This is a genomic window from Mesorhizobium sp. M5C.F.Ca.ET.164.01.1.1, assembly GCF_004792125.1.
In the GTDB taxonomy this organism is placed as follows: domain Bacteria; phylum Pseudomonadota; class Alphaproteobacteria; order Rhizobiales; family Rhizobiaceae; genus Mesorhizobium; species Mesorhizobium wenxiniae.
Genome location: NZ_SRTG01000001.1, coordinates 2,697,371 through 2,722,948 on the forward strand (window position 1 = coordinate 2,697,371; position 25,578 = coordinate 2,722,948).

29 protein-coding genes are annotated in these 25,578 nt (G+C 62.0%); 3 read left to right on the forward strand and 26 right to left on the reverse strand.

Annotated elements, in window-relative coordinates:
- Nucleotides 1-198: 198 nt before the first annotated feature.
- The 3 genes from EN807_RS13230 to EN807_RS13240 form a co-directional block, all read right to left on the reverse strand.
- Entirely contained in the window at nucleotides 199-783 is a 585-nt protein-coding gene (locus EN807_RS13230; RefSeq protein WP_189522403.1) for an N-acetyltransferase, read from the reverse strand.
- Nucleotides 784-1,201: 418 nt separating this feature from the next.
- The gene (locus EN807_RS13235; protein ID WP_135935218.1) at nucleotides 1,202-1,618 is read right to left on the reverse strand and encodes a GFA family protein; all 417 of its coding nucleotides are present in this window, start codon (nucleotides 1,616-1,618) and stop codon (nucleotides 1,202-1,204) included.
- 24 nt (nucleotides 1,619-1,642) lie between these two features.
- Nucleotides 1,643-2,119, reverse strand: a complete 477-nt coding sequence (locus EN807_RS13240) for an SRPBCC family protein (protein WP_135935219.1) — start codon at nucleotides 2,117-2,119, stop codon at nucleotides 1,643-1,645.
- Nucleotides 2,120-2,225: 106 nt separating this feature from the next.
- Here EN807_RS13240 and folP point away from each other — a divergent pair, with 106 nt between their 5' ends.
- Entirely contained in the window at nucleotides 2,226-3,059 is an 834-nt protein-coding gene (gene folP / locus EN807_RS13245; RefSeq protein WP_135935220.1) for a dihydropteroate synthase, read from the forward strand.
- Nucleotides 3,060-3,068: 9 nt separating this feature from the next.
- Here folP and pqqE read toward each other — a convergent pair whose 3' ends face one another.
- The 9 genes from pqqE to EN807_RS13290 all read right to left on the reverse strand — a co-directional run bounded on the left by pqqE (nucleotide 3,069) and on the right by EN807_RS13290 (nucleotide 10,644).
- Entirely contained in the window at nucleotides 3,069-4,190 is a 1,122-nt protein-coding gene (gene pqqE, locus EN807_RS13250) for a pyrroloquinoline quinone biosynthesis protein PqqE (RefSeq protein ID WP_135935221.1), read from the reverse strand.
- Nucleotides 4,187-4,483 (reverse strand): pyrroloquinoline quinone biosynthesis peptide chaperone PqqD, encoded by a 297-nt coding sequence (pqqD, locus tag EN807_RS13255; RefSeq protein WP_127317119.1) that lies wholly within the window; start codon nucleotides 4,481-4,483, stop codon nucleotides 4,187-4,189. Before pqqD ends, pqqE begins: the two co-directional genes overlap by 4 nt.
- Nucleotides 4,480-5,256: a pyrroloquinoline-quinone synthase PqqC gene (gene pqqC, locus EN807_RS13260; RefSeq protein ID WP_127317118.1), complete on the reverse strand. Its 777-nt coding sequence runs from the start codon at nucleotides 5,254-5,256 to the stop codon at nucleotides 4,480-4,482. The genes pqqD and pqqC overlap by 4 nt, the downstream gene beginning before the upstream one ends.
- Complete coding sequence (pqqB, locus tag EN807_RS13265; protein WP_135935222.1) at nucleotides 5,253-6,191, reverse strand: pyrroloquinoline quinone biosynthesis protein PqqB; 939 nt, start codon at nucleotides 6,189-6,191, stop codon at nucleotides 5,253-5,255. Before pqqB ends, pqqC begins: the two co-directional genes overlap by 4 nt.
- 153 nt (nucleotides 6,192-6,344) lie before the next feature.
- Nucleotides 6,345-6,440 (reverse strand): pyrroloquinoline quinone precursor peptide PqqA, encoded by a 96-nt coding sequence (locus EN807_RS13270; RefSeq protein ID WP_101954564.1) that lies wholly within the window; start codon nucleotides 6,438-6,440, stop codon nucleotides 6,345-6,347.
- A gap of 167 nt (nucleotides 6,441-6,607) precedes the next feature.
- A complete protein-coding gene (locus EN807_RS13275) occupies nucleotides 6,608-7,165 on the reverse strand; it encodes a PQQ-dependent catabolism-associated CXXCW motif protein (protein WP_135935223.1) in 558 nt (185 codons plus the stop codon).
- Between the two features lie 10 nt (nucleotides 7,166-7,175).
- The gene (locus EN807_RS13280) at nucleotides 7,176-8,039 is read right to left on the reverse strand and encodes a quinoprotein dehydrogenase-associated putative ABC transporter substrate-binding protein (RefSeq protein ID WP_246684078.1); all 864 of its coding nucleotides are present in this window, start codon (nucleotides 8,037-8,039) and stop codon (nucleotides 7,176-7,178) included.
- Nucleotide 8,040: 1 nt separating this feature from the next.
- Nucleotides 8,041-8,565 carry a c-type cytochrome, methanol metabolism-related gene (locus EN807_RS13285; protein ID WP_135935225.1) on the reverse strand — a complete coding sequence of 175 codons (525 nt, stop codon included), beginning with the start codon at nucleotides 8,563-8,565 and terminating at the stop codon, nucleotides 8,041-8,043.
- A 180-nt stretch (nucleotides 8,566-8,745) separates the two neighbouring features.
- Nucleotides 8,746-10,644 (reverse strand): methanol/ethanol family PQQ-dependent dehydrogenase, encoded by a 1,899-nt coding sequence (locus EN807_RS13290; protein WP_135935226.1) that lies wholly within the window; start codon nucleotides 10,642-10,644, stop codon nucleotides 8,746-8,748.
- A 687-nt stretch (nucleotides 10,645-11,331) separates the two neighbouring features.
- Between EN807_RS13290 and EN807_RS13295 the strand changes: the two genes are divergently transcribed.
- The gene (locus tag EN807_RS13295; protein ID WP_135935227.1) at nucleotides 11,332-11,685 is read left to right on the forward strand and encodes a hypothetical protein; all 354 of its coding nucleotides are present in this window, start codon (nucleotides 11,332-11,334) and stop codon (nucleotides 11,683-11,685) included.
- A gap of 60 nt (nucleotides 11,686-11,745) precedes the next feature.
- Here EN807_RS13295 and EN807_RS13300 read toward each other — a convergent pair whose 3' ends face one another.
- From EN807_RS13300 to EN807_RS13325, 6 genes are all read right to left on the reverse strand, one after another.
- Complete coding sequence (locus tag EN807_RS13300) at nucleotides 11,746-12,603, reverse strand: quinoprotein dehydrogenase-associated SoxYZ-like carrier (RefSeq protein ID WP_135935228.1); 858 nt, start codon at nucleotides 12,601-12,603, stop codon at nucleotides 11,746-11,748.
- Nucleotides 12,604-12,720: 117 nt separating this feature from the next.
- On the reverse strand, nucleotides 12,721-13,689 hold the full coding sequence (locus EN807_RS13305) for a quinoprotein relay system zinc metallohydrolase 2 (protein WP_135935229.1): 969 nt from the start codon (nucleotides 13,687-13,689) through the stop codon (nucleotides 12,721-12,723).
- A gap of 34 nt (nucleotides 13,690-13,723) precedes the next feature.
- The gene (locus EN807_RS13310) at nucleotides 13,724-14,464 is read right to left on the reverse strand and encodes an ATP-binding cassette domain-containing protein (RefSeq protein ID WP_135935866.1); all 741 of its coding nucleotides are present in this window, start codon (nucleotides 14,462-14,464) and stop codon (nucleotides 13,724-13,726) included.
- Complete coding sequence (locus EN807_RS13315; protein ID WP_135935230.1) at nucleotides 14,433-15,260, reverse strand: ABC transporter permease; 828 nt, start codon at nucleotides 15,258-15,260, stop codon at nucleotides 14,433-14,435. Before EN807_RS13315 ends, EN807_RS13310 begins: the two co-directional genes overlap by 32 nt.
- Nucleotides 15,257-16,243 (reverse strand): ABC transporter substrate-binding protein, encoded by a 987-nt coding sequence (locus EN807_RS13320; protein ID WP_135935231.1) that lies wholly within the window; start codon nucleotides 16,241-16,243, stop codon nucleotides 15,257-15,259. Before EN807_RS13320 ends, EN807_RS13315 begins: the two co-directional genes overlap by 4 nt.
- A gap of 39 nt (nucleotides 16,244-16,282) precedes the next feature.
- Entirely contained in the window at nucleotides 16,283-16,492 is a 210-nt protein-coding gene (locus EN807_RS13325; RefSeq protein WP_135935232.1) for a hypothetical protein, read from the reverse strand.
- A 540-nt stretch (nucleotides 16,493-17,032) separates the two neighbouring features.
- Here EN807_RS13325 and EN807_RS13330 point away from each other — a divergent pair.
- Nucleotides 17,033-17,413, forward strand: a complete 381-nt coding sequence (locus EN807_RS13330) for a cytochrome c family protein (protein WP_135935233.1) — start codon at nucleotides 17,033-17,035, stop codon at nucleotides 17,411-17,413.
- A 106-nt stretch (nucleotides 17,414-17,519) separates the two neighbouring features.
- On the opposite strand, the gene gph is transcribed toward EN807_RS13330, so the two are convergent.
- The 8 genes from gph to tkt form a co-directional block, all read right to left on the reverse strand.
- Nucleotides 17,520-18,221 (reverse strand): phosphoglycolate phosphatase, encoded by a 702-nt coding sequence (gene gph / locus EN807_RS13335; protein ID WP_135935234.1) that lies wholly within the window; start codon nucleotides 18,219-18,221, stop codon nucleotides 17,520-17,522.
- Nucleotides 18,218-18,775: a thioredoxin family protein gene (locus EN807_RS13340; protein ID WP_135935235.1), complete on the reverse strand. Its 558-nt coding sequence runs from the start codon at nucleotides 18,773-18,775 to the stop codon at nucleotides 18,218-18,220. The genes gph and EN807_RS13340 overlap by 4 nt, the downstream gene beginning before the upstream one ends.
- A gap of 21 nt (nucleotides 18,776-18,796) precedes the next feature.
- Complete coding sequence (rpe, locus tag EN807_RS13345) at nucleotides 18,797-19,483, reverse strand: ribulose-phosphate 3-epimerase (protein ID WP_135935236.1); 687 nt, start codon at nucleotides 19,481-19,483, stop codon at nucleotides 18,797-18,799.
- Between the two features lie 62 nt (nucleotides 19,484-19,545).
- Complete coding sequence (gene cbbX / locus EN807_RS13350; protein WP_135935237.1) at nucleotides 19,546-20,484, reverse strand: CbbX protein; 939 nt, start codon at nucleotides 20,482-20,484, stop codon at nucleotides 19,546-19,548.
- Nucleotides 20,485-20,492: 8 nt separating this feature from the next.
- The gene (locus tag EN807_RS13355) at nucleotides 20,493-20,927 is read right to left on the reverse strand and encodes a ribulose bisphosphate carboxylase small subunit (protein ID WP_065010919.1); all 435 of its coding nucleotides are present in this window, start codon (nucleotides 20,925-20,927) and stop codon (nucleotides 20,493-20,495) included.
- Nucleotides 20,928-20,945: 18 nt separating this feature from the next.
- Complete coding sequence (locus EN807_RS13360) at nucleotides 20,946-22,424, reverse strand: ribulose-bisphosphate carboxylase large subunit (RefSeq protein ID WP_189522463.1); 1,479 nt, start codon at nucleotides 22,422-22,424, stop codon at nucleotides 20,946-20,948.
- A gap of 36 nt (nucleotides 22,425-22,460) precedes the next feature.
- Nucleotides 22,461-23,540 (reverse strand): class II fructose-bisphosphate aldolase, encoded by a 1,080-nt coding sequence (gene fba / locus EN807_RS13365; protein WP_135935239.1) that lies wholly within the window; start codon nucleotides 23,538-23,540, stop codon nucleotides 22,461-22,463.
- A gap of 12 nt (nucleotides 23,541-23,552) precedes the next feature.
- Nucleotides 23,553-25,574: a transketolase gene (gene tkt / locus EN807_RS13370; RefSeq protein WP_135935240.1), complete on the reverse strand. Its 2,022-nt coding sequence runs from the start codon at nucleotides 25,572-25,574 to the stop codon at nucleotides 23,553-23,555.
- Nucleotides 25,575-25,578: the final 4 nt, after the last annotated feature.

Genomic DNA, 25,578 nt, shown 5'->3' on the forward strand with positions numbered 1-25,578 from the left:
GCACGGCGCCATCCGCGCCTCCACCGCATTACGGTGACAGTGCACCATTTCTTTTTCCCCGCCTGGCCGCGTTTTCCCGATTCACCGGTTTTCCGGTTTGCTCGGCAATCCGGTCCGGAGTGCTTCGCTGCCCACCGGCCGCACACAGCGACAGCCGAGCAAACATAGCAAAAGTGCACTGTCACGGTAATGACAGGCTCAACGCGGTCGCCGCAGCATCGGGACGAGCGTCGGCGATGAACCTACCTGGATCGCGCCGAGCGGTTCGAAGCCATAGCGCCGGTAGAACGGAATGTTGCGCGGGTTCGAGGATTCCAGATAGGCGGGCGCGTGATCGCGATCGCACTGCGCGAGCGCGTACGCCATTAAGGCGTCGCCGTGACCTAAGCCCTGATGCGCCGGGTCGACGCCGATCACGGGCAAGTACCAATGCGGTTCGGTCGGATGGTACTTGGCCATCTGCTCGAATATAGCGGCGACTTCAGGGGCAAGAGAGGGCGCAACCGTGCTCTCGAGCACGGCGCCAAGCTCTTCCTCGTCTGGATCCACCCCGGGCGGCAGCCACAGCGCCGTCCCGGCGTAGCCATCGGTGCAAAAGGCGCTTCCGTTTGAGAATGCCCTGACCCCGAACGCGCGGACCAGTCGCGGCATGGCCGCAAGGTACTGGTGTGCATGCGGCCAGGTCCATCGCGCCATGGGATCCTCTGCAAACGCCAGCACGATCGTTCCGACCGCCGGATCTTCATCGGCCGCGGCCATAACTCTCACAGTCGGCGATTTCACGCTGCCCTCCAAGTGACGGAATTACGGTGACAGTGCACCATTTCTGTTTTCCCGCTTGCCGCGTTTTCCCGATTTCACGGCTTTCTGGTTTGCTCCGGCAATCCGGTCCGGAAGTGCTTCGCTGCCCACCGGCTGCCCAGACACCGACATCGACGGCGCGGCATGCAAGTCGAGCCACGCGTTCAATCTACACACAGCGGCAGCCGAGCAAACATAGCAAAAAGAATTGCGGTGACAGTGCACTATTTTCGTTTCTGCCTGCCGTGCCTTCCCGATTTTCCACATATCTTGTCGTGCTTGGCTGTGCCACAGCCAAGCACGACAAAAAGCGCAGGCGAACCGACGTCAGCCGCCCGCGGTGGGCGTAGATGATCCGCATCCCGAAGGTAGGAGCGCGTCGGCTATGACGCCGGGCCGGTTAGCCTGGCGGCATCTTTTCGAACGTCTTCAGCGCGGGATCAATCTTGTCCCAGGGGAGGGCGCGGCTACCGTAGGTCACAACGGTCGGATTGAACCGGCTCGGATCGTCGAGACTTCCGGCATAAACCGCGATCGGCTCCGGCATGGCGGCGAATGTCAGGTAGACCGGCGTTCCGCAGACCGGGCAGAACGAATGGATGTTATCGTTGCCGCTGTCACCCGCAATGCGCCAGTCCGTCGCCGTGCCGGTGATCTTCACATCTGCCCGCGACGGAAACGTCAGATAGGATTGGTGACCGGTGCCGCTTCTTTTCTGGCAATCGCGGCATTGGCAGTGGTTTTCGAAGATCGGGGCTGCCTTTGCCTCGTAGCGGACCGCGCCGCACGCGCATCCGCCGGTGTAGAGAGTGCTCATCTGCTCGGCTCCTAGTTCCCGGGATCAGGCCGCCCGTTCGGACGCGCGCGGCTTGGCGAAGACATCGATCGCCTGACCCGTTTCGAGGAAGGATTTCAGGCTGGAGAGGACGATCGGCCAACCGCGCTTGATGCCGTTCGCCATCCCGCTGCCGGCTTCGAGGTCGTCATGGGTGACGGTCAGCCGGACCATGGCCTCGTATTCCACGAGCTCGAAGGTCACCCGGCTGTAGCTCGCCGGATCAGACGCCTGCGAAGCGTTTGCCCAGGTGATGACGAGACGGGTCGGCGGGGAAACCTCGACGACCGTGCCGACGAGTTCGACAGTCCGTTCATCATTGGCGCGGATATGTTCCCATCTTGAACCCGGCTTCCAGTCAGAGACGTTCTCGTGGCCCCAGTAGTGCCGTGCGATGTCCGGTTTCGTTATTGCCCCGAACACCTTTTCCGGTGTCGAGACAATATAGGTCGTGTAAGTAAAGCTGATCGTTTCCTTGGTCATTGCCAGGCTCCTTTTTGTTTCGCGAGCATAGGTAGATGGGGAAACCGGACTCGTGTGAGTGACAATCGTGTCGCGAATGGCTTCTAATATGCCGGAAGGTTGATGCATGACGCGCTGGCACCTTGCTCATGGACGGCATCTCGACATTGGCGCGGAATCGTTGCTGATGGGGATTTTGAACATTACGCCGGACAGTTTTTCCGACGGGGGGGAATTCGATCGGCCGGAGCCGGCGCTCCAGCAGGCGCGGCGCATGATCGGCGAGGGCGCGGCGATCATCGATGTCGGCGGCGAGTCCACCCGGCCCGGAGCCGGCGCCGTTTCGGCGCGCGAGGAACAATCGCGCATCCTCCCGGTCATCGAGGCGCTGTCGTCCGACGGCGGCACCCTCGTTTCGGTCGACACCTATCGGGCCGAGACGGCGCGTCTGGCGGTAGCGGCGGGCGCACATATCGTCAACGACGTGCTTGGGCTGCAGCGCGAGCCCGACATCGCGCATGTCGCGGCGGAAACCGGCGCCGGCCTCGTCATAATGCACACCGGGCGCGGCCGCGAAAAACTGGCGGATGTGATCGCCGACCAGTTCCTGTTTCTGAACAGATCGCTGGAGATCGCGCGCGACGCCGGGATCCCGGACGACCGGATCGTGCTGGACCCGGGTTTCGCCTTCGCCAAGGACGGAGAGGAAAACCTTGAGCTTATGGCTCGCTTCGGTGAATTGCACGCTCTCGGTTTTCCATTGCTGGTCGGCACGTCACGCAAGCGTCTTGCCCGTCACCTGGTCGGCGGAAGCGACGAGGGGCGAGACATCGGCACAGCGGCGACCAGCGTCATCCTGCGGCTGAAGGGCGCTTCGATCTTTCGCGTGCACAATGTCGCGGTCAATCGCGATGCACTGGCTTTCGCCGACGCGATGCGCGAGCGCGAGACGGTGGCATAGAAGAGCGCGTCAGGCGGGCTCGGTGACGACGCCGATCCGCCGGTAGACGAATTGTTCGTCGTTCGAAGGAACTGCCGCAGCACGCTGGGCTTCGTCGATCAGCATTGCCATGCGCGCATGGATCGGCGATTTCGCGCAAGCCGGGTCCGTTGCGGCGGCGTCGCCGGCGATCGCCATCGCCTGGCAGCGGCAGCCGCCCCAGTCGATCTCACGCCGCTCGCAGCTGCGGCAGGGCTGCTGCATCCAGTCGGTGCCGCGAAAGGCGTTGAATGCCGGCGAATCGGTCCAGATCTCGGCCAAGCTGCGCGGTCCGAAACGCTCAAAACTGAGCGACGGGATGGTCTGTGCGGCATGGCATGGCAGCACGGTGCCGTCCGGCGCCACCATGAAGGCGTCGCGCGCCCAGCCGCCCATGCACGGCTTGGGATAGATGGCGAAATAATCCGGCGTGACGAAATCGATGTTCATAATGCCGGTGAGCCGTTCGCGCGCCGCCGCGACGATCTCCGCCTGACGGTCGACCGCAGCACGCTCTGGCATCAGTTGATCGCGATTGGTCAGCGCCCAGCCGGCATACTGCACGTTGGCGATCTCGAGCCGCTCCGCGCCCAGCGAGAGGGCCAGATCGATGAATTCCGGCACCTCCTCGATGTTGTGGCGATGGATCGGCGCGTTGATGGTAAGCGGCAGGCCGGCTGCGCGCGCGCGGCGTGCCGTCTCCAGCTTCTTTTCGTGGCCGCCTTTGTGGTTGCCGATGCGGTCGGTGGTCGCCGGCCGTGCGCCTTGAAAGCTCAGCTGCAGATGGTCGAGCCCGGCTTCGGCAAACGCTTCCATGCGGCCCTCGGCAATGCCGACGCCGGCAGTGATCAGGTTGGTGTAGACGCCGCGCGCCGAAAGCCCGGCGATCAATTGCTCGAGGTCGCGGCGCAGCGTCGGTTCGCCGCCGGACAGATGGACTTGCAGAACGCCGAGATCGGCGGCCTGCGAGAACAGGTCGAGCCACGTCTGTGTATCGAGTTCGCGATTGGCCTTCAGCAATTCGAGCGGATTGGAGCAATAGGGGCATTGCAGCGGGCAGCGATGCGTCAGTTCCGCCAGCATGCCGATCGGCGGGAGAAGGGGCTCGCTCATAGCTTCACCAGCAGCTTGTCCGACCATTCCTGCAGGAAAGCGACGACGTCGGTCGCCACGGCCTCCTGTTCGGCGTCATAATCTGCGGCAAGGCCGGCAATGATGTGGCCGATCGTGGACCGTCCATCGCAGCGGCGCAATATATCGAGGCTGATGTCGTTCGGCCAGAATACTTTTTCGGGCGAAAGCACGGCGAACGCCTGGCGCACGGGGTCGTACTGTATGCGCACGTGCTTCGGCAGCGACGGCACCGACTGCGGCGACACCATGGCTCTTTCGCGCAGCGCCATCATCGGGCTGCCTCCGGACGGAAGCCGCCGGGCGGACGGAAGGCGCCGGGCGGTATGTTTCCCGGCTCGGCATAAGCGTGTTGAAGCGCGTCGAGCATGGCCCACAGTATATCGCATTTGAACACCAGCGCATCGATCGCCTGCTGCTGGCGCTCCGCCGTGTCGGCATGGCCGAGCACGTAGGCGAGGGCGAAGTCGGCGTCGCGCGAGGCCTGTTCGGGCCGTCGGCTGAAATAGGCCAGCGTATCCTCGGTGATGTAATCGTATTTGGCCAGCATCGCCGGCACCCGCTCGCCGATGATGAGCGGCGAGAACATCTCGGTCAGCGACGACGCGACCGCCTCGAACAGCGTCCGGTTCGTGCAAAAGGAGAGGTAAGCGCCAACCGCGAAACGTGTCGCCGGCAGCGCCAGCCTTTCGCTCTTCACCGCATCGGCGTCGAGGCCGAGCGAGGTCGCCAGATGCAGCCAGCGCGCGATACCGCCGCTCCAGCCGTCCTCGCCGTCATGGTCCTCGATGCGTTTGCGCCAGGCGGCGCGAAATGCCGGATCTTCGGCATGCGCCAGGATCATGGCATCCTTGCGCGGGATGACAGCCTGGTAGCAATAGCGGTTCAGCGCCCAGGCCTGCATCTCGGTCCGCGACAGCGCACCGCTGGTCATCCTGTGATGGAAAGGATGGCGGTTATGATAGCGCTCGGCACCGACCTGCCGCAGCACGGCTTCGAGCTCGCTGGAGGACAGGCCGTTCCTGGCCGCGGCGTGGAAATCACTCAAAATTCCATCTCCATCCCGTCGCGGGCGACTTCCCAGCCGGCCGCTTCGACCGCTGCGTGTTCGGTGGAATTCTCGTCCAGAACGGGGTTGGTGTTGTTGATGTGGACGAAGACACGGCGGCCGATCCTTACATCGGCCAAGCCGGCGATCGAACCCGCGTCTCCCGACATTGCCAGATGCCCCATGCGCGCCCCGGTTTTTTGGCCGACGCCGGCAGCGATCATCTCGTCGTCCGTGTAGACCGTGCCGTCGAACAGGAGGCAGGCGGCATCGGCTAGACGTGTGCGCAGGGTCGCATCGATGCGCGCGCAGCCCGGTATATAGAAGACGGAGACGCGACTGCCGGCGCCCGCGATACGGACGCCGATCGTGTCGCCGGACTCGGAGCTGAAATTGGCATCCGGCTGGCTTCTTTCCTCGAGATAGAGCGCTATCTTTCCGGGCACGGGAAAGCTCTCGACAATCACGCCGGTGTCGTTGCCGTCTGCATCGCAGATCGCCAGTTCTTCCGCCGGCGGCAAGATGCGTCGCGGCACGAGCGCCGGATCGAGAACATTGAAAATCGAATTCGCCTCCAGCGTCGCCAGAACCTGTGTCGTTGAATAGATGGCGAAAGGCTGCCGCTCACGCAGGCTGAGCAGGCCGGCGACATGGTCGACATCGGCATTGGTCAGCACCACCGCACGAATTGGTGTCGAACGCAGCGGCGCATCGTGCGCGGGCTGCAATTCAGGCGTTTGCGCAATCTGCTGGCGAATATCGGGCGAGGCGTTGAAGAGCACCCAGCCGGCTCCATCCACTGACGCGGCGATGCTTGATTGGGTTCGAGAATGCACGCCGGCCATCCCGGTGCGAGCCGCGCGGCTCAGGCGATAGTTGCAATTCCATTGCGGAAAGCCGCCGCCTGCCGCCGAGCCGATGATTTTCAAGCGCATTGCAATGCCCGCTCTGCGGCTCATTCAACCAGCAGCAAGTTTTCGACCGCGAATGGCTTCGCGCCCGTATTGAACGCGTCAAAGCCTTTCACGAAGACCTCGCGCGGCAAGGCAGTGCGTGCCCCCGTTGCCAGGGACACGCACCTCTGCGGCCTACTTCTTGGGAGGAATTTCAGCAGGCAGATACCGCGAAATTTCGAAGCCCGCAGCAACCTGGCACATGGTCGGTTTCGTCCAGCTCTTCTTCATGGCATTTCTCCTCTTCTACCAGCCCGAAAGGGCCGATTCTTTTCTCAGTCAACCATTGCTGGGCACCATTGCAATGGCTCGTCCATCAGCTCTCAAAATGGACAAATGAAACGGTAGGTTCTGAAAACTCGAAAAACAAGACGATCGAAAATAACAATGCCTATGCTTCAATTGCTGATCACGTAAGGCTTCTTCTCCTCAAGCGGAAGGTTTGCACGTTCCCATCCATCGGCGCCGGGCGGATACCAGATTACCGAACTGTAGTCCCATTCGACGGCCCGTTTCGCGGCATTCCAGGACATCCAGCAATTCGTCATGCAGTAGAACAGAATAGCGCGCGACTTGTCGGCACCGGCTTCGGCCGCGAGGCCTTGGCGAAAATAGTTGGCGGTTTCCTCCGAGATAGCGCCGTAACCGACATTGGCCAGCCAGGTGCTGCCCGGGATGTCGTTTCTGATCGTGTCTCTCCAAATCGTTCCTGCCGGCAAATTAGCCGGCTTCGGCGTGTTCGGCATGACGTCGAAGAACACCGCCTTCTTCTCCCGCCACAGCGCCTCCGCCTCTGCCGTCGTCACCACGCTTGCGCCCCGCAGCGTCTGCGGCACCGGCGCCCGATAATCGTTCATCCGGTAGCCGCCGGGCTCGGCGACATCGCCAGCCCACATCGGTGGGGTCAGACCCAGAAGGCCCGCAGCGACCAGCAAAATCGTCTCCTTTCCCTTCATACCGGTTTCGTCATTGCGTAATCGGATTATCGTGTTCGTCGATCAGCGGCACATTGTAGTCCAGCAGGATCCTGTTGATCTCCGCCTGGTTTTCCCTGATCACCCGGTTGAGCGTCCGCTTCCATTCCTGGTCGGATGGACGCACGCCCATGGTGATGCGGTAGGACATGCGCGAGCCGGTTTTTTCCTTCACCAGCGGAACGATCGTGAGATCGGCGCCGAGTTCCTTGGCAAAGTAGCCTGCCATCGGTCCCCACATGACAGCCGCATCGATCTTGCCGGCGAGCATGTCCTTGATCATGACCTCTCCCATGGAAGCGGTGAGGCGCGTATCCACCGCCAGCGGATAGATCTTTGCCGTTCGCAAGAGCTTGTTGGCGGCCATGTTGGCAGTCGGCGGCGTGCTTTCGACGACACCGATCTTCTTGCCGGTGAGTTTCGGATCCTCGATCGTCTCGACGCCTTCCATGCCGTTGCCCTTCGGGTGCACCAGCACATAGGAGGAGCGATAGTAGGCGTTGGTGTTCTGCACCAGTTCATCGCCCTGAGCGTAACCCATGATGATGTCGCATCGGTTGGCCGCCAGCGTGTTGCGCACGAAGCCGGCGACAACAGGAAACCATGTATAGGCGACGGACTTGCGGCCGGTTTTCGCGGCAACCAGTTCGGCCAGCCTGTTTTCGAAGCCTTCGCCGCTCTCGTCGGTGAAAGGCATGTTTGAAGGATCGGCGCAGACGCGCAGAATGTCGGGGTCGACCAGTTCTCCCGCGGCACCAAGGCCGGCGTCCTGCGCCTGAACGTTCGAAGGCAGCAAGGCGAGTGCGCCGAGCATCGGCAGGACAAAACGCAGCTTCAACGCATCACGGCCAATCATATCATCCACCCATACAGGATGCTTCGGCATCCTTCGCTGCCTGTGGCTTGTCTGATTTCTTCGGCGGCCTGCCGCGGGGCGCCGCACCGTCGGCGCGGGCACGCAGATAGACGTAGAGATCATCCATGTAGCAATAGACGTTCTTGTTGTCGCCAAAAGCGGGCATGACGTTCTCCTTGCCGCCGCCGACATTCTTGCGGCCTTCGGCGACGATCGAGAGGAACGTTGCGTAATCCATGGTTTTCAGGCTGTTGACCAGGGCCGGGGCATAGCTCGAACCTGTGCCGTCCGGTCCGTGACAAACATGGCAATCGGAGTGATACCGGCGGTAACCGCTGAACGTATACCAATCGACGGTTCCGTTTTCGATCTTGTAGGTCGGATTACCCTCCGCATCCAAATACTTGCCGTCCTCTTCCGTCACCGCCTTGGCTTTTTCCGCGCTGTCCGAGGCCTGCGCGAGACTTGAACTTGCCAGCGGCAGCAGAGCCAGAGCGAGAGCGGAAATGACAATGCGAACGGACATTCAGACTCTTCCTTCATTTCGCCTGCACACGGTCTTGCTGTCGTGAAGCGGCATTGATCGATGTTTTGGGTGCGCGGCAAAATTGAGAGCCCGGTCCTGGCTTCCCGGTGATCCGGGCTCTCGCTTTTCAAGCCTTGGTCTTTTTCACAAGACCCGCGGCGTGCCTAAGGTTCCCGTGTATCAGTCCGGGAGACCGAAGACGGTGAGCTGGCCGCCCAGCGTCGTGTAGTCGGCAAGTGCTGCGTAGCCACCGACCGCTCCCAGACCAGCAGTTCCAACGACCGCGGTCTCGTCGCCTTGCTCACGGCCCTGATCGACGGCGCCGTGCCAGGCAGCGGCGTTATCGGGGGAAAGCAGTCCACCTGCCAGACCGATACCGGCCCATCCGCCGACGCCGGACAGAACGGCGATGTACTGCTTGCCGCCATGCTCGTAGGCCGTGACGTTGCCGATGATGCCGGACGGGGTCTTGAACTTGTAGAGTTCATTACCGTCATGATCGACCGCCTTGATGTAGCCCTCGAGCGTGCCGTAGAAGACGACATCGCCGTTGGTTGCCAGCGCGCCCGACCATACCGAGAACTTCTCGGGCTTCGACCAGACGATCTCGCCCTTGGCAGCATCCCAGGCAATGAAGTTGCCCATGTGGTCGGCTCCAGGGGGAGGATACATCGACACGGTGGCGCCCACGTAAGGCTGGCCGGCAGTGTAGCTCACCTTGTAAGGCTCATAGTCCATGCAGACATGGTTTGTCGGCACGTAGAACAGGCCGGTCTTCGGCGAATAGGCCGCCGGTTGCTGGTCCTTGGTTCCAAGCGCCGCCGGGCAGATGCCCGTCGTGTTGGTGTCTTCGCCGTTCTGCTGGGTCGAATATTTGGCCACGACCTGCGGGCGGCCATACTGGTCGCTGCTGGGGTCCATGTTGACTTCCGTCGCCCAGTTCACTGCCGGATCGTATTTCTTGGCGACGAGAAGTTCGCCATTGGCGCGATCCATGGTGTAGGCAAAGCCGTTGCGGTCGAAATGCACCAGCACGTCGCGCTTGGCACCGTTGACCTCCATGCCGTCGACGAGAATCATCTCGTTGATGCCGTCAAAGTCCCACTCGTCATGCGGGGTCATCTGGTAGAGCCATTTGGCAACACCAGTATCCGCATCGCGAGCCATGATCGTCATCGACCAGCGATTGTCGCCTGGGCGCTGGACCGGGTTCCATGTCGAGGGGTTGCCGGTACCATAGTAAACCAGGTTCAGCTTGGGATCATAGGAATACCATCCCCATGTCGTGCCGCCGCCTGTCTTCCACTGTTCGCCTTCCCAGGTGTTCGTGCCGGAATCCTTTCCGACAGGTTTGCCGAGATGGGTGGTCTTTTCGGGATCGATCAGGGTGTCTGCGTCCGGACCTTCCGAATAGGCCTTCCAGGCGAGCTTGCCGTCTGCCAAATTGTAGGCGGCCAGCCAGCCGCGAACGCCGAATTCAGCGCCGGAGACGCCGACGAGCACCTTGTCCTTGACGACCACGGGCGCTGACGTACCGGATTCGCCCTTTCCGCCGTCGGTCTGCTCGCCGTTCTTGACCGACCAGACAACCTTGCCGGTCTTGGCATCGAGCGCCACTACGGTGGTGTCGGCCTGGTTGAGAATGATCTTGCCGTCGCCATAGGCGACGCCACGATTGACGGTGTCGCAGCACATGATCCCAATGACATTGGGGTCTTGCTTGGGCTCGTATTTCCAGAGGATCTTTCCGTCATTGTTGAGATCGAGAGCATAGACGGTGTTCGGGAACGGCGCGTGGACATACATCACGTCGCCGATGATCAACGGCCCGCCTTCATGGCCGCGCAACACGCCAGTGGAGAAGCTCCACTTGACCTGCAGGTTCTTCACATTGTCCTTGGTGATCTGGTTAAGTTTGGAAAAGCGGGTGTTGGCGTAGTCACCCGTCTGCATCACCCAGTCCTTGGGGTTTTCGGCCATTTTTATCAGTTCTTCATTGGCCGATGTCATGTGGACCGCGCCGAACGACATGAGCGCCGCGGTCGTTAGTAGGTAGGCAGTTTTCGCAAGTACACGCATCAAAGTCCTCCCAGGGTTCACAATGACGAATCGTCCGTCGAGCCCACGAGGGCTTGCCCAAGCGATTCATGTGGGGGAAGTATTTCCGGCAGCGTGTCACGACCTAAGCCGAATGAGCAGAGGGCACCGTTACTGCCCATCCCACTTGGCCTACGAAAGACTGTCGCCGCTCCCTAATGACGGTGACGCCCTTGAAGCCGGAAACAGGATGAAGCTATGTCATCCCCAGGCGGAAGGCAAGAAAAATCACTTCCGGCTATGTTGCACTGCAATATAGAGAAATAGATATGAAAAAATCCATACAGAAAGCTATTGATCGACTGTGGACGAGGCTGGATTTATATAAGTTCCCCAATTCTGCGTATTTTTTTGGCGGAATGTATTGATTTTTATTTATGAATATTCATTGGCTCGTGTGACGTTAAGTATGCGCCCGTCGCTCTGGGTGCCGATAGTGAGGGAGACATGAAATGAAGGTCAGCACCACGATTCACAGCGGATGATCGTGCTGCCTGGGAGGCCTTTTGTCGGCCGGCACGGCCTTGCTCCTTTGGTACTATATGGCCAGCATGAGAACTTGACGGGGGTGATGGCACGAGGCCAACTGGTGCGGTGATCCTGTCTCGATCCATGGGCTCGACCCATCGGGCTCGATCTATCACGTCCGGGCCAATCGGAGGGTTCCCCATGAACAGATATGTCGGCTTGTCCACCTTGCCGCTGTTGCTTGCATCAGCTCTGGCCTTCGCCAATCCGGCCGGTGCCGCCGGAGATTATCCAACGACGACAGTTGTCGACTATGTGCTCGGCTGCATGCAGTCGAATGGCCGGACACGCCAGGCGCTGGAGAGCTGTTCCTGCTCGATCGACGTCATCGCCTCGATCCTTCCGTTCGAGGATTATGAAAGGGCCGAGACCTTCAAGAGCATGTCCCTGACGACAGGGGAGCGTTCGGGACTGTTTCGCGAAAGCGCGCCGGCGAAAGCCGCAGGCACGGAACTGAAGCGCGCGCAGGCGGAAGCCGACGTGCGCTGCTTTTAGAGCTTGCCCCGGTAAGAGCGCCGACGGCGGGAGACAACCGCTGTATGCGGTTTCGAGGCTTCAGAGTCCCGTAGCCTCCAATGGCCATTGATTGCGAAATACCTTGCCGTCTGTATCGATCGCTTCGACCTGAATGTCGCCACTGCCGTGCGCCGTGAAATCGAACCGGAAATTGGGGTCTTCCGAAATCGATATTCCGCCTTCCATCGAGAGGATCGGCCGGTCTGCTTGCGAGATCGACAACTTCTGAACGAAATGCGCGGGGATGAAGTACTGGGTCAACGGGTTCCGCTGCAGGCCCGAATTGTTCGGGTGGCGGATCATCAGCTGCAATTCCTGCGCCTTTGTCATCGTCTCTTGCGGCGGGAACTGGCGTAGCTTCATCTGCCCCATCGTCGCCATCGCCTCATCCTGGTTCTTGACCGCTGGGGCGGAGCATCCGCCTGACGCCTTGACGAAGGTCTGAGCCATGTGGAGTTCGCCGCCCTGGGTTTCTACAATGGCACGCAAATAGGAATAATCGTTGACGCGCACGCGCGTCGACAGATGCGTCACGCCGGCGTCCTTGCCGATCTGGAACGTCGCCGCCACCGGTGCCGGATTGACGTCGATGATCAAGGTGACGGATTTGATGCCGTCGGGCGTCTTGGCCGGGTCGATATAGATGTCGACGGGCACGATGGCGGCATCCTGCGCCCGCTTCGGCGCCTCGACCCTGACGACGCCGGTATCGATCAGAACTGCCCGATCGCCGAACACGTCGCCTTTCAAATCCTGCCAGATCCTGTCCGAAGACGCGGCTGTTTGCTGCGCGTGGGCGGCTCCGGAGGAGCCAAAGAGCGTGCCGAGGATGATCGCGGCAAAGATGGCTGCGAGCGGCAAGGCGAGCTGCCGGCTCCGGTAAGAGTGGTTCTGCATTTCGATGCCTCCACCAATGTCAGAGAGGTGGTGCCCAGGCCGATGTCGAGGATAAGCCTTTGACGATGCGTTAGCAAATCGATCCACTTCATCCCGTCCAACGCTTGTCGGTGTGATCTATTCCCATTCGAGTTCGGCAAAGGCGGCCGTTGCATTGCGCTCGTTGTAGTCGTCGAACATATGCCAATTGCCCCGTTCGCTTGCGCCGGCGGTCTTGACTGCCTCGCTGAGCGGCGTCCCGTCGACGATCGCCTTGCGAATATCGCGCGCCAGAACTTCGAAATAGCGCTGCTCCGCCGTCAGCGCCTCCGGCCAGTCGGCCGGCACCGGGCCATGACCCGGAACGGCGCGCACGGCGCCGATCGCGGCGAGCGCATCCATCTGGCGAAGCCAACCGAGCAGCGATCCGTCGAGCGTCGGCAAGGAACCTATGAAAACGAGATCGCCGGCAAACAGCGTGCGGGTCGCGCTGTCGAAGACGGTCAGGTCGTTGTCGGTGTGAGCCGCTTTCCATGCCTGCAATTCGAGCACGCGTCCACCGAGGTCGAGCTGCAGGCGATCATCGACCAGCATCGTCGGCGGTATGATCTCGATCCCTGTCATGAGCGCGTCGCCGATCTGTTCGCGGAAGCTTTGCAGGTAGAACGCGCCGCGTGCCTCGAGCGCGCGCGGCAGATTGCGATGGCCGACGATGGTCGCGCCGATCTCCCGGAATGCCGCATTGCCGAAGATGTGGTCGGGGTGCATGTGGGTGTTGATCAGGTAGCGAACCGGCCTGGCGGTGATTTTGCCGATCGCGGCGATGAAGGCGTTCGCCTCGATCAGGCTGCCGCCGCTGTCGATAACGGCAACAGCGTCGGTGCCGACGACGACGCCCAGGTTTGAGATCGCGCCCTGGTTGGCGGCGCTCATCAATTCATCGACGCCCCGGAAAGCGAAGACGCCGTCGGTGATTTTCCTGAGCTTGAATTCAAGGCCGGCCGCGGCGAGAGCGGCCCGCCCGAGGCAACAGGGCAGCATCGCGGCGCTGACGGCGGTGCAGGCGAAGGCGTTCACAAGCTTGCGTCTTGTCCTATCGATCGGCATGGCTTCCCCGATATTAATTCGAGCCGTAAGGCGATCAGGCCACGCCTGGGAATTTTTGATGGAACGACCGCAAGAGGTCGCTCATCACCTGTGAATTGCGATATTGCCGCGGCAGCTTTACGTCGAACATGCCGAGCACATGGGCCGGCCGCTGCGCGAGAACGATTATGCGATCCGACAGCATCAGCGCCTCGCGCAGATTGTGGGTTACCATCAGGGCCGTCGTAGGCCGCGCTGACCAGACGGTCAAAAGCAGGTGCCGAAGCCGCTCGGCAGTCCGTTCGTCGAGCGAGGCAAAGGGTTCGTCCAGGAAAAGCACCGCCGGTTCGGTGGCGAAGGCCCTGGCAAGTGCTGCCCTGCGCGCGAGCCCGAGCGAAAGCTCGGCCGGATAGAGCGATCGCATGCCGGCGAGGCCGAGCGTGTCGAACAGCCCGTCGAGATTTTTCGTTCTCAGGCTTTTCGGCAGCGCCAGCCTGACATTCTGCTCCACCGTTCGCCACGGCAGCAAGATTGGCTCCTGGAATACGGCGGCGATCCGGTTGGAGCCGCCTTCAGGCAGTTGGAATGAGCCGGAAAAGTCCTTGTCCAATCCAAGCAGGATGCGCAGCGTCGTGGTCTTGCCGCAACCCGACGGTCCCAGCAAGCAGGCGAATTCGCCTTGCCGGACCTCGAAGGAAAGGTCCTGGAGCGCCGTGATCGAGACGCCTTGCGCGGACCTGAAGGTCTTTTCGGCGATGTCGACTCTAAGCGGGACGACGGCGCCAACGGGTTGCATGTCGTTCAACGGGCTGCACCAGAAGGAGTTCGATGACAAGCATCACCGCCACGAAAGCCAGCGTGTAGGCAAGGATGGCGGCGACGTCGAAGAGCTGGAAGTAAAGATAGATCTGGAAGCCGACGCCGTTGGAGCGGCCGAGCAGTTCGACCACCAGGACAATCTTCCAGATGAGAGCGATGCCGGATCGTGAGGCGGCGGCAAGATAGGGCTGCAGTTGCGGCAGCAGGACGTGGCGGACACGGTCGAGAAGACCGAAGCGGTAGACGGCGGCCATTTCGGCGTAACTCGGATCAAGCGCTCTGGCGCCTTCGCGCATCGTCACCACGACATTGGGGATCTTGTTGACGGCAACCGCGCCAATCGCCGCCGCTTCGTTGAGGCCGAACCAGATGTAGGCGAGCACGATGACCACCAGCGCGGGAATGTTGAGGAACAGAACCACCCAGGGACTGAAGAACCGGTCTGCGCTGCGGTGGCTGCCGAGGAGAACGCCGATGACCGAGCCAACAACCATCGCGACGACATATGCCGCGGCAACCCGGCCGAGTGTCGCGCCGAGATGGTAGAAAAGGTCGCCGTTCGCCGCCTCTGCGAGCAGCACCTGCCAGACCTGTCCCGGACCTGGAAAGGCACGGCTCGGCCAGGCATTTGCCGCAAGACCCCACAGCAGGCAAAGCCCGAGCAGAGAGACCGCGACCGTCAGCACAGGCGTCAGCGCCGTTGCAAGGCTGGATTGGCTGGAGATGTCGGCCACGGCGCCCGGCGAGCGATCGCCGGTATCAGGTTCGCTCATTGCGGGAGCTCCTGCCAGAACGTGCCTGGCGCCATCTCCGGCGCGCGGCCGACCAGCTTTTCGCCGCCGATCTCGGCAAGCACGCGGTAGAGCTTGCCGGCGTCGGCCGCATCCTCGGCGACGGGGCGTCTGGGAATGCCCTCGCGATAGCGGTCACGCAGGTTGGCCAATTCCTTGCCCTGTGCGCGGATAATCGGCGCAAGGCGCAGCCACTCATCGTCGGATCTGGCCAGCAAGTCCTTGGACTGCGCCGAAGCCTTGACGAAGCCCCGGACGGCGGCCGGATTTTCGTTCGCCCATTTGTCATGAAAGACATAGCCGAGCGCCGACACGGCGCCCGAGGCCCCGAGCGCTTTCGCCGCATCATCGGCGCCGATCAGCCGACGAAAGCCGTTGGCCTCGAGGCGGGCGCAAAAATGCCAGAAATTGAGCACCGCATCGAGTTCGCCTTGCATCGCCTTTTCCGAAATCAGCGGCGGCGCGCCAAAGACGATGTCGCTGGTTGCCGGCAGGTCGAGGCCGTGATCGCGTCTGGCCAGCGCCTGGATCAGCAGCCAGCTTTTATCGAGAGGCCCGCCGGCGACGCCGATCTTTTTTCCCTTGAGATCGATGATCGTGCGGATCGGCGCCCCCTCCTTCACCATGATTGCCCCGACGGCGGTCGAATAGGGGACCAATGTGAGGTCGACGCCTTCCGAGCGTTGGCGCGAGACCCACAGCCAGTCGGAGACGATGCTGTCGATCGCGCCGGCCAGCATGGCGACGTTGGTTGCATCCTCGCCGGCGAAATCGATGATCTCCAGATCGATGCCGTTGGCTGCGTCGAACTTGTGTTGCTTCATGGTGTCAAGCGCCCAGCTAACGGTGCCGAACTTCAGCACGCCGATGCGAACCTTGCTCGTGGCGAAGGAGGGTTTTGAGACAAGCGCTGCGGCCGTTCCAAGAGCTGCCAGACGGAGCGTTCCTCGACGCGAAATCATGATGATGTCTCCTCCCGGGGCCGTAACAGGCCGGGGCGCCGATCAGATCGCACGGTCCTTGTTCGGGAAAGCGCATTTCCAGCGCTTGATCTTGAGGGTCGGGTGTTCCTGCGACCATTTCGCGATTTCGCTGGGCGCCAGCATCATGCATTGGAACAGAGAGCCACGACTCTCGAAATAGAGATGCTCGTCTCGGCAATTGCCCGGATTGGTAATCAGGCAAACCGTCAATATGAGGTCGACCATATCCATTCAGCACCTCTTGCGCGCTTTAAAGACGCCCGCTTCGGCGAGATCCGGCCCGATCTGCGAGCCTGGACAAGTTCGCCATCTGCCGGAGTTCCGAGGTGCCCATGGAAAACCGGAATGGTTTGAGGCTACGCGTTCGCCCGATGGCCGTCAACAAAGTCGAATGGATAGGGCGCCGGAGCCGAGCTCCTCTGAATTCGGGAAGGACGCCGGCGATACCTGAAAACACAAAACCCGCCTCGGCGGGCGGGCGTTGGCGCAAATCAGCACCATGGCCAAATCAATCGCGAGCTCGCGACCAGGCAATCGCTTCCGGTTTTGCGCTGCCTTCATCTCCCGTGCCGGGCACTTCTCGCCGTGCCTGCGGTTCACTGGACCTCTGTATGGTTGACATCGCTCATCTGCCGGGTAGCTTCCAAGATGCAGGCGTCGCAACTCCACAGGGGAGAAGCTTTCGCTCTGCCATAAACGACGCATGCCGATGATCAAACAAAGGCATGCGCAAATCGTCCAGGGCACCTTGACGATCAATGAGGAAATGCCATGCGTGCAATCGCGTTTTTCGCCGTCGCCTCCGTTGCGACGTTTATCACGAGCCAATCTCAGGCACAGGATGCCGCCGCGGGTGAGAAGGTCTTCGCCAAATGCAAGGCCTGCCACGTCGTCGACGAGGACAAGAACAAGATCGGTCCGTCGTTGAGCGGCGTTATCGGCCGGTCGGCCGGCACGCATCCGGGGTTCAAATACTCCAAGCCCATGACCGAGGCGGGTAAATCCGGCGTCAAATGGGATGACGCCACGCTGACGGCCTACCTTCGCGACCCGAAGGCCATGATCAAAGGTACGAAGATGGCGTTTCCCGGCCTCAAGAAGGACGAAGACCTCGCCAACGTCATCGCCTATCTGAAACAATTCTCCAAATAACCCGGTTCTTCCGCATGAAGTAACCCTGTTCTTCCCCGGAAATAACGCGACTTCGCCGGCCGTTCGAAACTGCGTCGGCTGGCGCCCGCCTGGTGGTTGGCGCCGGTCAGGCGGCGTCTTGCAGCCTGCGCATCGCGGAAGGCAGGTCGAACAGGTTGTCGCAAACGAGATCGGCGCCAAGCTCTTCAACCGGAATTTGGGTGTAGCCGCCACGCAGCAGAATGATGGGCATGCCGGCGGCGCGCGCGGCAGCCACGTCGGCGCCGCTGTCTCCGACCATCAGCGCGTCACGAGGTTCGACCTGAAGCTGGTCGAGCGCCAGCAGCAGAGCGTCGGGCGCCGGTTTCAGGTATGTCACCGCGTCTCCGCCAACGATCGCGCCAAGGTGTTCCGTCAGCCCAAAATGCAGCAGGATTTCGCGAGCCGCCAACTGCGGCTTGTTGGTCACCACACCCATGGCTATTCCGCTCAAGTGGAAGTGGGTGAGAACCTCCCTGACGCCAGGCATCAGCGTCGTCAGGCCGGTGAGATGTCTGCGGTAGATCGGCGCCATGACGCGGTTGGCCACGTCAAGCGCGCTACCGAGGAGCGGCGTACCGGAAGCGGTGAAGGCTCGCTCGACCAGCTTCCTGACGCCGCCGCCGATCATGGCCTTAACCTGTTCCAGGCGCAGCGGCGGCAGATCGCGGCCGGCCAGCAACTCGTTGACTGCGGCCGTTATATCAGGCGCCGAATCGACCAGCGTGCCGTCGAGGTCGAACAGGATCGCTTTCGACGATCGAAACCGCCTACCCATGCCGACGTTCATGCGGCGTCCTTCCACTTGATCGAGCAGCCGATCGAAGCGATCTGGTCGAGCGGCCCGTCGCCGGTTCGGGCAATTTGCTTCATCGCCTCGAACAGGTCGCGTCTCAGCCCGGGCGGTCCGGCGTCGCGTCGCGCCGCGTCCAGCCGGCCGCGATATTGCAGCGTCAACTCGCTGTTGAGCCCGAAGAAATCCGGAGTGCAAACGGCTCCATAGGCACGCGCCACGGTCTGGCGCTCGTCGTGGAGGTAGGGGAAAGTTAAGCCGTTCGTCCTGGCGAAGAGCTTCATGTTGTCAAAGGAATCATCCGGATAGGCGTCGGCATCGTTGGAATTGATCGCGACAAAGCCGATGCCTTCGGGCTTGAGATCGTTGGCATCGCGGACGATGCGTGAAATCACCGCCTTCACATAAGGGCAGTGGTTGCAGATGAAGGCTACGACCAGCCCGTTCGGGCCGGCGTGGCTGAAGATCGAGTGCGATTTGCCGTCGATGCCGGGCAAAACGGCATCGATGGCTTGCCAGCCGAAATCGCAGACAGGTGGGATCGCCCCCATGTTGCCCTCCGATGAAATGGTTTACGCGGCTTTCCGGATCGCACCGTCGGCTGCCTGTTTGATGGCGCCGATATTGGCGCGATAGGCAGCCTCGGTGCCACCCTTGAAAATGGCCGAGCCGGCAACCAGCACATTGGCGCCGGCCGCGGTGACCAGGGGCGCGGTTTCGGGCGTGACGCCGCCGTCGATCTCGATGTCGATCGGGCGGTTGCCGATCAGTGCCTTGATCCGCCTGACCTTGTCGACGACCGCCGGAATGAAAGCCTGGCCGCCGAAACCCGGATTGACTGTCATCAGAAGCACCAGATCGAGCCGGTCGAGCACATATTCGATGACACTTTCCGGCGTCGACGGGTTCAGCGATACGCCGGCCTTCTTGCCGAGATTCCTGATCGCCTGCAGCGAACGATCGAGATGCGGCCCGGCCTCGGCATGCACCGTGATGATGTCGCAGCCGGCATCGGCGAAGGCGGCGAGATAGGCATCGGCCGGCGCGATCATCAGATGGCAGTCGAAGATCTTGTCCGTTCGGTCGCGGATCGCCTTGATCACCGGCGGGCCGAAGGTGATGTTGGGCACGAAATGGCCGTCCATCACGTCGAGATGGATCCAGTCGGCACCCGCCCGGACGACCGTTTCGACCTCGTCGCCGAGCCGCGAGAAATCCGCAGAAAGCACCGAGGGCGCGATGATTGTCTTAGTACCCATGGTCGTCGGCTCCCATTCTGTCTACCGTTTCCGGTCGCTGCACACCAACCGGCGTCATGTTGTCAGCGCGCCTTCGTCTCCGGTTCGCCTTCGAGCTTACCTTCCGCGAACACGCGGCTGCCGCGAATATCGGATTCTTCAATGGTGATAAGGTCGGTTTTCGTCAACGCCCGCTCGCGCGACGCGAAAAGCCGGTTGGCCTGGCGAAGCCGCGCCCGGTCGAGCCCATTGCGGACCGAGCGGGCGTTGGAGAAATGCGGCAGCCGCATGCGGATCGGGAGATACTCTTCGAGCGCCTTGGCCGCCGCCTCGCTGAGACGATAATTCTGTTCCGCCAGCATGATCTCGGCGATCGATTTGAGTTCGCTGACGCCGTAGTCGGGAAAATCGAGGTGGTGGGCGATGCGCGAGCGCATGCCGGGATTGCTGTCGAAGAAGCGGTCCATCTTGTTCTTGTAACCGGCAAGAATCACGACCAGATCGTCACGGTTGTTTTCCATGCATTGCAGCAGGATTTCGATCGATTCCTGGCCGTAGTCGCGTTCGTTCTCGGGCTTGTAGAGATAGTAGGCCTCGTCGATGAAAAGCACCCCGCCCATGGCGCGCTTGATCACTTCGCGGGTTTTGGGCGCGGTGTGGCCGACATACTGGCCGACGAGATCGTCTCGCGTCACCGCGACCATATGGCCTTCGCGGACATAGCCGAGACGATGCAGGATTTCGGCCATCCTGAGCGCCACGGTGGTCTTTCCGGTGCCGGGATTTCCGGTAAAGTTCATGTGCAGCGTCGGCGCGCCCGAGGTCAGGCCGAACTTGCGGCGAAGCCGGTCGACCAGGAGCAGCGCCGCGATTTCGCGGATGCGGGTCTTGATGGGCCTCAGGCCAACGAGCTCGCGGTCGAGCTTGTCCATCACCTCGTCGATGTTAGACGCCTCGAACTCGGCCTGCAGATCAACCGATTCGTCCTGCGCGGCAGCGCCCTTTGCTATCGCGTCCAGCATGGTTTCGGCTAGCTCCGCTCGCCTTCGGGCCTGTCGGTCGCATAAGGCACGATCGAATAACCCTGGCTGCGGCCGTCGCGCTCCTGGCGCAGCAGCCGGAACCCGGGTTCGTTGGGCGGCCGGTTGACGATGAACGACATGCGTGGCGCTTCCCAGCCCTTGGTCGAATCGAAGGCGGTGACCCGGACATACATGTTGGGCATGGCTTTCCGGCAGCTGTTGACTTCAAGCAGGATGCCCGCCGGGTCCTTCAGGTCGAACATCGGGTTGCCGTACATTTCCCAATAGGTGTTTCGAGGATGCGGATCGTCCGTGTACTCGACGCTGACCGCCCAGTGGTTTTTCAGCGCGTATTTGATCTGCGCCGAAATCTGCTCATCGGTCAGGTCGGGCAGGAACGAAAACTGTCCCTGCGTGACCTTGTTTCCCGGATTGGTCATCATGGCGACGGTTCCTTTCGTCTAGAAGCTGGGCGTTGCGGTTGGCACGAAGTCGGCCGTGTCGGTCGATTCGTAGTTGAAGGTGACGTCCTTCCAGGTCTCCAGAGCCGCCTTCAGCGGCGTGCACCATCTGGCCGCCTGTTCGAGGATTTTGGTCCCTTCGCGCAGATAGTCGCGGCCCTCGTTGCGGGCGAGGATCATCGCCTCCAACGCGACGCGATTGGCCGTCGCGCCGGCCTGGATGCCGTCCGGATGGCCGATCGTGCCGCCGCCGAACTGCAGGATGACGTCCTCGCCGAGATAATGGATCAGCTGGTGCATCTGGCCGGCATGGATGCCGCCCGAGGCAACGGGCATCACCTTGTTGAGCGAGGCCCACTCCTGATCGAAGAACAGTCCGGTTTCGAGGTTCTGCGGTGTGCGCTCCTCGCGCAGCGTGTCATAAAAACCCTTGATCATCAGCGGGTCGCCTTCCAGCTTGCCGACCACGGTGCCGGCATGGATGTGATCGACGCCGGCCATCCGCATCCATTTGCAGATGACGCGAAAATTCATGCCGTGGTTCTTCTGGCGCGAATAGGTCGAGTTGCCGGCGCGGTGCAGGTGCAGGATCATGTCGTTGCGGCGTGCCCATTTGGCCATCGACTGGATCGCCGTGTAGCCAATGACGAGGTCGATCATGATGATGCAGGAGCCAAGCTGTTTTGCGAATTCGGCGCGCTCGTACATCTCCTCCATCGTGCCGGCGGTGACGTTGAGATAATGGCCCTTGACTTCGCCGGTAGCGGCTGACGCCTTGTTCACAGCCTCCATGCAGTAGAGGAAGCGGTCGCGCCAGTGCATGAAGGGCTGCGAGTTGATGTTCTCGTCGTCCTTGACGAAGTCGAGGCCACCCTTCAGCGCCTCGTAGACGACGCGGCCGTAGTTGCGGCCTGACAGGCCAAGCTTCGGCTTCGTCGTCGCGCCGAGCAGCGGCCGGCCGAACTTGTCGAGCCGCTCGCGTTCCACCACGATGCCGGTCGCCGGGCCTTGGAAGGTTTTGAGGTAAGCCACCGGGATGCGCATGTCCTCGAGCCGCAAGGCCTTGACTGCCTTGAAGCCGAACACGTTGCCGATGATCGATGCAGTCAGGTTGGCGATTGAGCCCGGCTCGAACAGGTCGAGATCGTAGGCGATGTAGGCGAAGTACTGTTGCTCGGTCTTGGTGCCGGGACCTGTGTTCGGCACCGGCTCGGATCTGAACGCTTTGGCGCGGTAGAGCTCGCAGGCGGTCAGCCTGTCGGTCCACACCACAGTCCATGTCGCGGTAGAGGATTCACCGGCGACGGCGGCGGCCGCCTCCTCGTGGTCGACGCCGGGCTGCGGCGTGATCCGAAACATGGCGATCAGGTCGGTTTCCTTGGGCCGGTACTCCGGCTCCCAGTAACCCATCTTCTTGTAGGGTATGACGCCCGACTTGTAGCGTTCCTTGTCTTCCTTGAGGGTGCCTGCTGACGGCATGTCGATCTTGTTCATAACAGGTCTCCTGTTTGCCGCTCAGGCGGCTTTCGCGGTTGCGATTTGCGGGTCGAGCTTTCCCGCGGCGTAACGTTTGGCCATCTCGTCCATGGCGATAACCCTGATCTTCGAGGCGTTGCCCGCGGTGCCGAAGCGTTCGAAGCGATCGCGGCAAAGATCGCGCAAGGCGTCCATGGCGGGTTTCAGGAATTTGCGCGGATCGAATTCGCGCGGGTCCTCCGTCGCGACGCGGCGGAACTGCCCGGCCATGGCCATGCGGCAATCGGTGTCGATGTTGACCTTGCGCACGCCGTAGCGGATGCCGCGCTCGATCTCCTCGACCGGGACGCCAAAGGTCTGGGGCATCTCGCCGCCATATTTGTTGATGATGTCCTGCAAATCCTGCGGCACGGAGGACGAGCCATGCATGACCAGATGCGTGTTGGGCAGCTTTTCGTGGATCGCCTCGATCACCTGCATGGCGAGGATGCCGCCGTCGGGCTTGCGGCTGAACTTGTAAGCGCCGTGCGAGGTGCCGCAGGCGATCGCCAGCGCGTCGACCTGGGTGGTGGTGACGAAGTCGACCGCCTGATCGGGATCGGTCAAAAGCTGGTCGTGGGAAAGCGCACCTTCGGCGCCATGGCCATCCTCGGCCTCGCCCTGGCCGGTTTCCAGCGAGCCGAGCACGCCGAGCTCGCCTTCGACGGAAGCGCCGACCCAATGCGCCATGCGTGCGACACGTTCGGTGATGGCGACGTTGTAATCGTAGCTCGCCGGCGTCTTGGCGTCCGCCATCAGCGAGCCGTCCATCATCACCGAGGTGAAGCCGTGGCGGATCGCCGAAAGGCAGGTGGCTTCGTTGTTGCCGTGATCCTGATGGATGCAGAGCGGAATGGCCGGATGCATTTCGGTCAGCGCCTCCATCATCTTGGCCAGCATGATGTCGTTGGCATAGGAGCGGGCGCCGCGCGAGGCCTGGATGATGACCGGTGCGTCGCAGGCCTTGGCGGCCTCCATGATGGCAAGGCCCTGTTCCATGTTGTTGATGTTGAATGCCGGCACGCCGTAACCATGCTCGGCGGCATGGTCGAGAAGCTGGCGAAGGGTGATGCGGGCCATTGTCGGGTCCTCCTAGATGATGAGCTTCAGCGCCGCTGCGGCGACGGCTTCGGGCGTGATGTCGAAATGCCGGTAGAGATCCGGGGCAGGGGCGCTGGCGCCGAAACCGGTCATGCCGACGAAAGCGCCGGTGTCGCCGATCCAGCGATCCCAGCCGAGCCGCGCCGCGGCTTCGATGGCAATGCGCGGCGCCGAGCCGAGGACGGCCTTGCGGTAGTTCGCATCCTGTTCCTCGAAGAGCTCCCAGCATGGCATCGAGACGACCGCAGCGGCGATGCCGTGTTCGGTTTCCAGCCGTTCGGCGGCGGCAACGGCAATCTCGACCTCCGAGCCGGTGGCGATCAGCGTCACCGCGCGGTGCTCGGCTGGCTCGCGCAGGATGTAGGCGCCGTGGCTCGACCGGTTCTCGTCGCTGTGTGGCTCGTCACTGTGTGCTTGGCGCAGCATCGGCAGGTTCTGGCGCGAGAGCACCAGCACGCTCGGCCGGTTCTTGCTCTTCAGCGCCAGTTCCCAGCACTCCGCCGTTTCGATGATGTCGGCCGGCCGGAAGACGTTGAGGTTCGGCGTCGCCCGCAGCATCGCCAGGTGCTCGACCGGCTGGTGGGTCGGGCCGTCCTCGCCGAGCCCGATGGAATCATGCGTCATCACATAGATAACTCGCTGGCCCATGAGCGCCGAAAGCCGCATCGCGCCGCGCGCATAGTCGGCGAAACACAGGAACGTGCCGCCATAAGGCACGAAGCCGCCATGCAGCGCGATTCCGTTCATGGCCGCGGCCATGCCGTGCTCACGGATGCCGTAGTGAATGTAACGGCCAGCATAGTCATCCGGGGCTATGCGATCCATGCCCTTGGTGATCGTCAGGTTCGAATGCGTCAGATCGGCGGAGCCGCCGACTGTCAGGTCGGTCGCGGCGTTGATTGCGCCGAGCGCCATTTCGGAGGCTTTCCGCGTTGCAACCTTGGTCGCCTTCTCGACATGCTCCTTGCGGAAAGCGCCGAGCGCTTCGAAGACCGCGTCGGGCAGGTTGCCGGCGACCGCGCTCTCGAAAGCCTGGCGCCGCGGCGAGGCGGCAAGCCGCTGCTCCCAGGTGCGCCGTGCCGCTTGCCCGCGCTCGGCAATCTCGCGCCAGGCGAAAAGGATGTCTTCCGGCACCTCGAATGGCGCGTAGGCCCAGCCGATGTTTTCGCGCGTGGCAGTGATCTCTGCATTGCCCAGCGGCGCGCCATGCGTCTTTTCCGAGCCGCCCAGATTGGGTGCGCCCTTGCCGATCACCGTGCGGCAGGCGATCAGCGACGGCCGATCCGACTGCTGCGCCGCTTCGATTGCCGCTCCAACAGCTTCCGTGTCGTGGCCGTCCACCGATTGGACATGCCATCCGGCGGCTTTGAACCGGGCCGCCTGGTCCATCGATGTCGACAGCGAAGTCGGTCCGTCGATCGAAATCGAATTGTCGTCCCAGAAGACGATCAGCCGGGAGAGCTTCAGGTGACCGGCAAGGTCGATCGCCTCATGGCTGATGCCTTCCTGCAGGCAGCCGTCGCCAGCGATCACATAGGTGAAATGGTCGACGAGATCGGCGTCGTGGCGGGCGGCAAGCATGCGTTCGGCCAGCGCCATGCCGACGGCGGTCGAGATGCCTTGTCCAAGCGGACCGGTGGTCGTCTCGATGCCAAGCGCATGGCCATATTCCGGATGTCCGGCGGTACGGCTGCCCAGCTGGCGAAACCGCTGCAATTCCTCGATCGGCATGTCGTCGTAGCCGAGCAGGAAATGCAGCGCATATTGCAGCATCGAGCCGTGCCCGGCCGAAAGCACGAAGCGGTCGCGATCGGGCCAGTTGGGCGCCGACGGATCGATATTGATGAAGCGGCTGAACAGTACCGTCGCGACATCGGCCATGCCCATCGGCATGCCGGGATGACCGGAATTGGCCTTTTGGACGCTGTCCATCGCCAGTGCCCGAATGGCGTTCGCCATGTCGCGCTCCGAGGCGGCTGCGACGGGCTTCAATGCTGCTGCTTGGCTGTTCATGGCG

What these genes read in the sequence shown, in the direction of transcription:
- EN807_RS13360 (WP_189522463.1), bottom strand. Translation starts at nt 22,424, where the DNA reads ATGCCGTCAGCAGGCACCCTCAAGGAAGACAAGGAACGCTACAAGTCG.
- EN807_RS13280 (WP_246684078.1), bottom strand. Translation starts at nt 8,039, where the DNA reads ATGATTGGCCGTGATGCGTTGAAGCTGCGTTTTGTCCTGCCGATGCTC.
- cbbX (WP_135935237.1), bottom strand. Translation starts at nt 20,484, where the DNA reads ATGCTGGACGCGATAGCAAAGGGCGCTGCCGCGCAGGACGAATCGGTT.
- EN807_RS13340 (WP_135935235.1), bottom strand. Translation starts at nt 18,775, where the DNA reads ATGGGGGCGATCCCACCTGTCTGCGATTTCGGCTGGCAAGCCATCGAT.
- EN807_RS13300 (WP_135935228.1), bottom strand. Translation starts at nt 12,603, where the DNA reads ATGCAGAACCACTCTTACCGGAGCCGGCAGCTCGCCTTGCCGCTCGCA.
- EN807_RS13330 (WP_135935233.1), top strand. Translation starts at nt 17,033, where the DNA reads ATGCGTGCAATCGCGTTTTTCGCCGTCGCCTCCGTTGCGACGTTTATC.
- tkt (WP_135935240.1), bottom strand. Translation starts at nt 25,574, where the DNA reads ATGAACAGCCAAGCAGCAGCATTGAAGCCCGTCGCAGCCGCCTCGGAG.
- EN807_RS13290 (WP_135935226.1), bottom strand. Translation starts at nt 10,644, where the DNA reads ATGCGTGTACTTGCGAAAACTGCCTACCTACTAACGACCGCGGCGCTC.
- EN807_RS13305 (WP_135935229.1), bottom strand. Translation starts at nt 13,689, where the DNA reads ATGCCGATCGATAGGACAAGACGCAAGCTTGTGAACGCCTTCGCCTGC.
- pqqD (WP_127317119.1), bottom strand. Translation starts at nt 4,483, where the DNA reads ATGATGGCGCTGCGCGAAAGAGCCATGGTGTCGCCGCAGTCGGTGCCG.
- pqqB (WP_135935222.1), bottom strand. Translation starts at nt 6,191, where the DNA reads ATGCGCTTGAAAATCATCGGCTCGGCGGCAGGCGGCGGCTTTCCGCAA.
- rpe (WP_135935236.1), bottom strand. Translation starts at nt 19,483, where the DNA reads ATGGGTACTAAGACAATCATCGCGCCCTCGGTGCTTTCTGCGGATTTC.
- EN807_RS13235 (WP_135935218.1), bottom strand. Translation starts at nt 1,618, where the DNA reads ATGAGCACTCTCTACACCGGCGGATGCGCGTGCGGCGCGGTCCGCTAC.
- EN807_RS13285 (WP_135935225.1), bottom strand. Translation starts at nt 8,565, where the DNA reads ATGTCCGTTCGCATTGTCATTTCCGCTCTCGCTCTGGCTCTGCTGCCG.
- fba (WP_135935239.1), bottom strand. Translation starts at nt 23,540, where the DNA reads ATGGCCCGCATCACCCTTCGCCAGCTTCTCGACCATGCCGCCGAGCAT.
- EN807_RS13315 (WP_135935230.1), bottom strand. Translation starts at nt 15,260, where the DNA reads ATGAGCGAACCTGATACCGGCGATCGCTCGCCGGGCGCCGTGGCCGAC.
- folP (WP_135935220.1), top strand. Translation starts at nt 2,226, where the DNA reads ATGACGCGCTGGCACCTTGCTCATGGACGGCATCTCGACATTGGCGCG.
- EN807_RS13240 (WP_135935219.1), bottom strand. Translation starts at nt 2,119, where the DNA reads ATGACCAAGGAAACGATCAGCTTTACTTACACGACCTATATTGTCTCG.
- EN807_RS13275 (WP_135935223.1), bottom strand. Translation starts at nt 7,165, where the DNA reads ATGAAGGGAAAGGAGACGATTTTGCTGGTCGCTGCGGGCCTTCTGGGT.
- EN807_RS13325 (WP_135935232.1), bottom strand. Translation starts at nt 16,492, where the DNA reads ATGGATATGGTCGACCTCATATTGACGGTTTGCCTGATTACCAATCCG.
- EN807_RS13355 (WP_065010919.1), bottom strand. Translation starts at nt 20,927, where the DNA reads ATGATGACCAATCCGGGAAACAAGGTCACGCAGGGACAGTTTTCGTTC.
- EN807_RS13295 (WP_135935227.1), top strand. Translation starts at nt 11,332, where the DNA reads ATGAACAGATATGTCGGCTTGTCCACCTTGCCGCTGTTGCTTGCATCA.
- EN807_RS13310 (WP_135935866.1), bottom strand. Translation starts at nt 14,464, where the DNA reads ATGCAACCCGTTGGCGCCGTCGTCCCGCTTAGAGTCGACATCGCCGAA.
- pqqE (WP_135935221.1), bottom strand. Translation starts at nt 4,190, where the DNA reads ATGAGCGAGCCCCTTCTCCCGCCGATCGGCATGCTGGCGGAACTGACG.
- EN807_RS13270 (WP_101954564.1), bottom strand. Translation starts at nt 6,440, where the DNA reads ATGAAGAAGAGCTGGACGAAACCGACCATGTGCCAGGTTGCTGCGGGC.
- gph (WP_135935234.1), bottom strand. Translation starts at nt 18,221, where the DNA reads ATGAACGTCGGCATGGGTAGGCGGTTTCGATCGTCGAAAGCGATCCTG.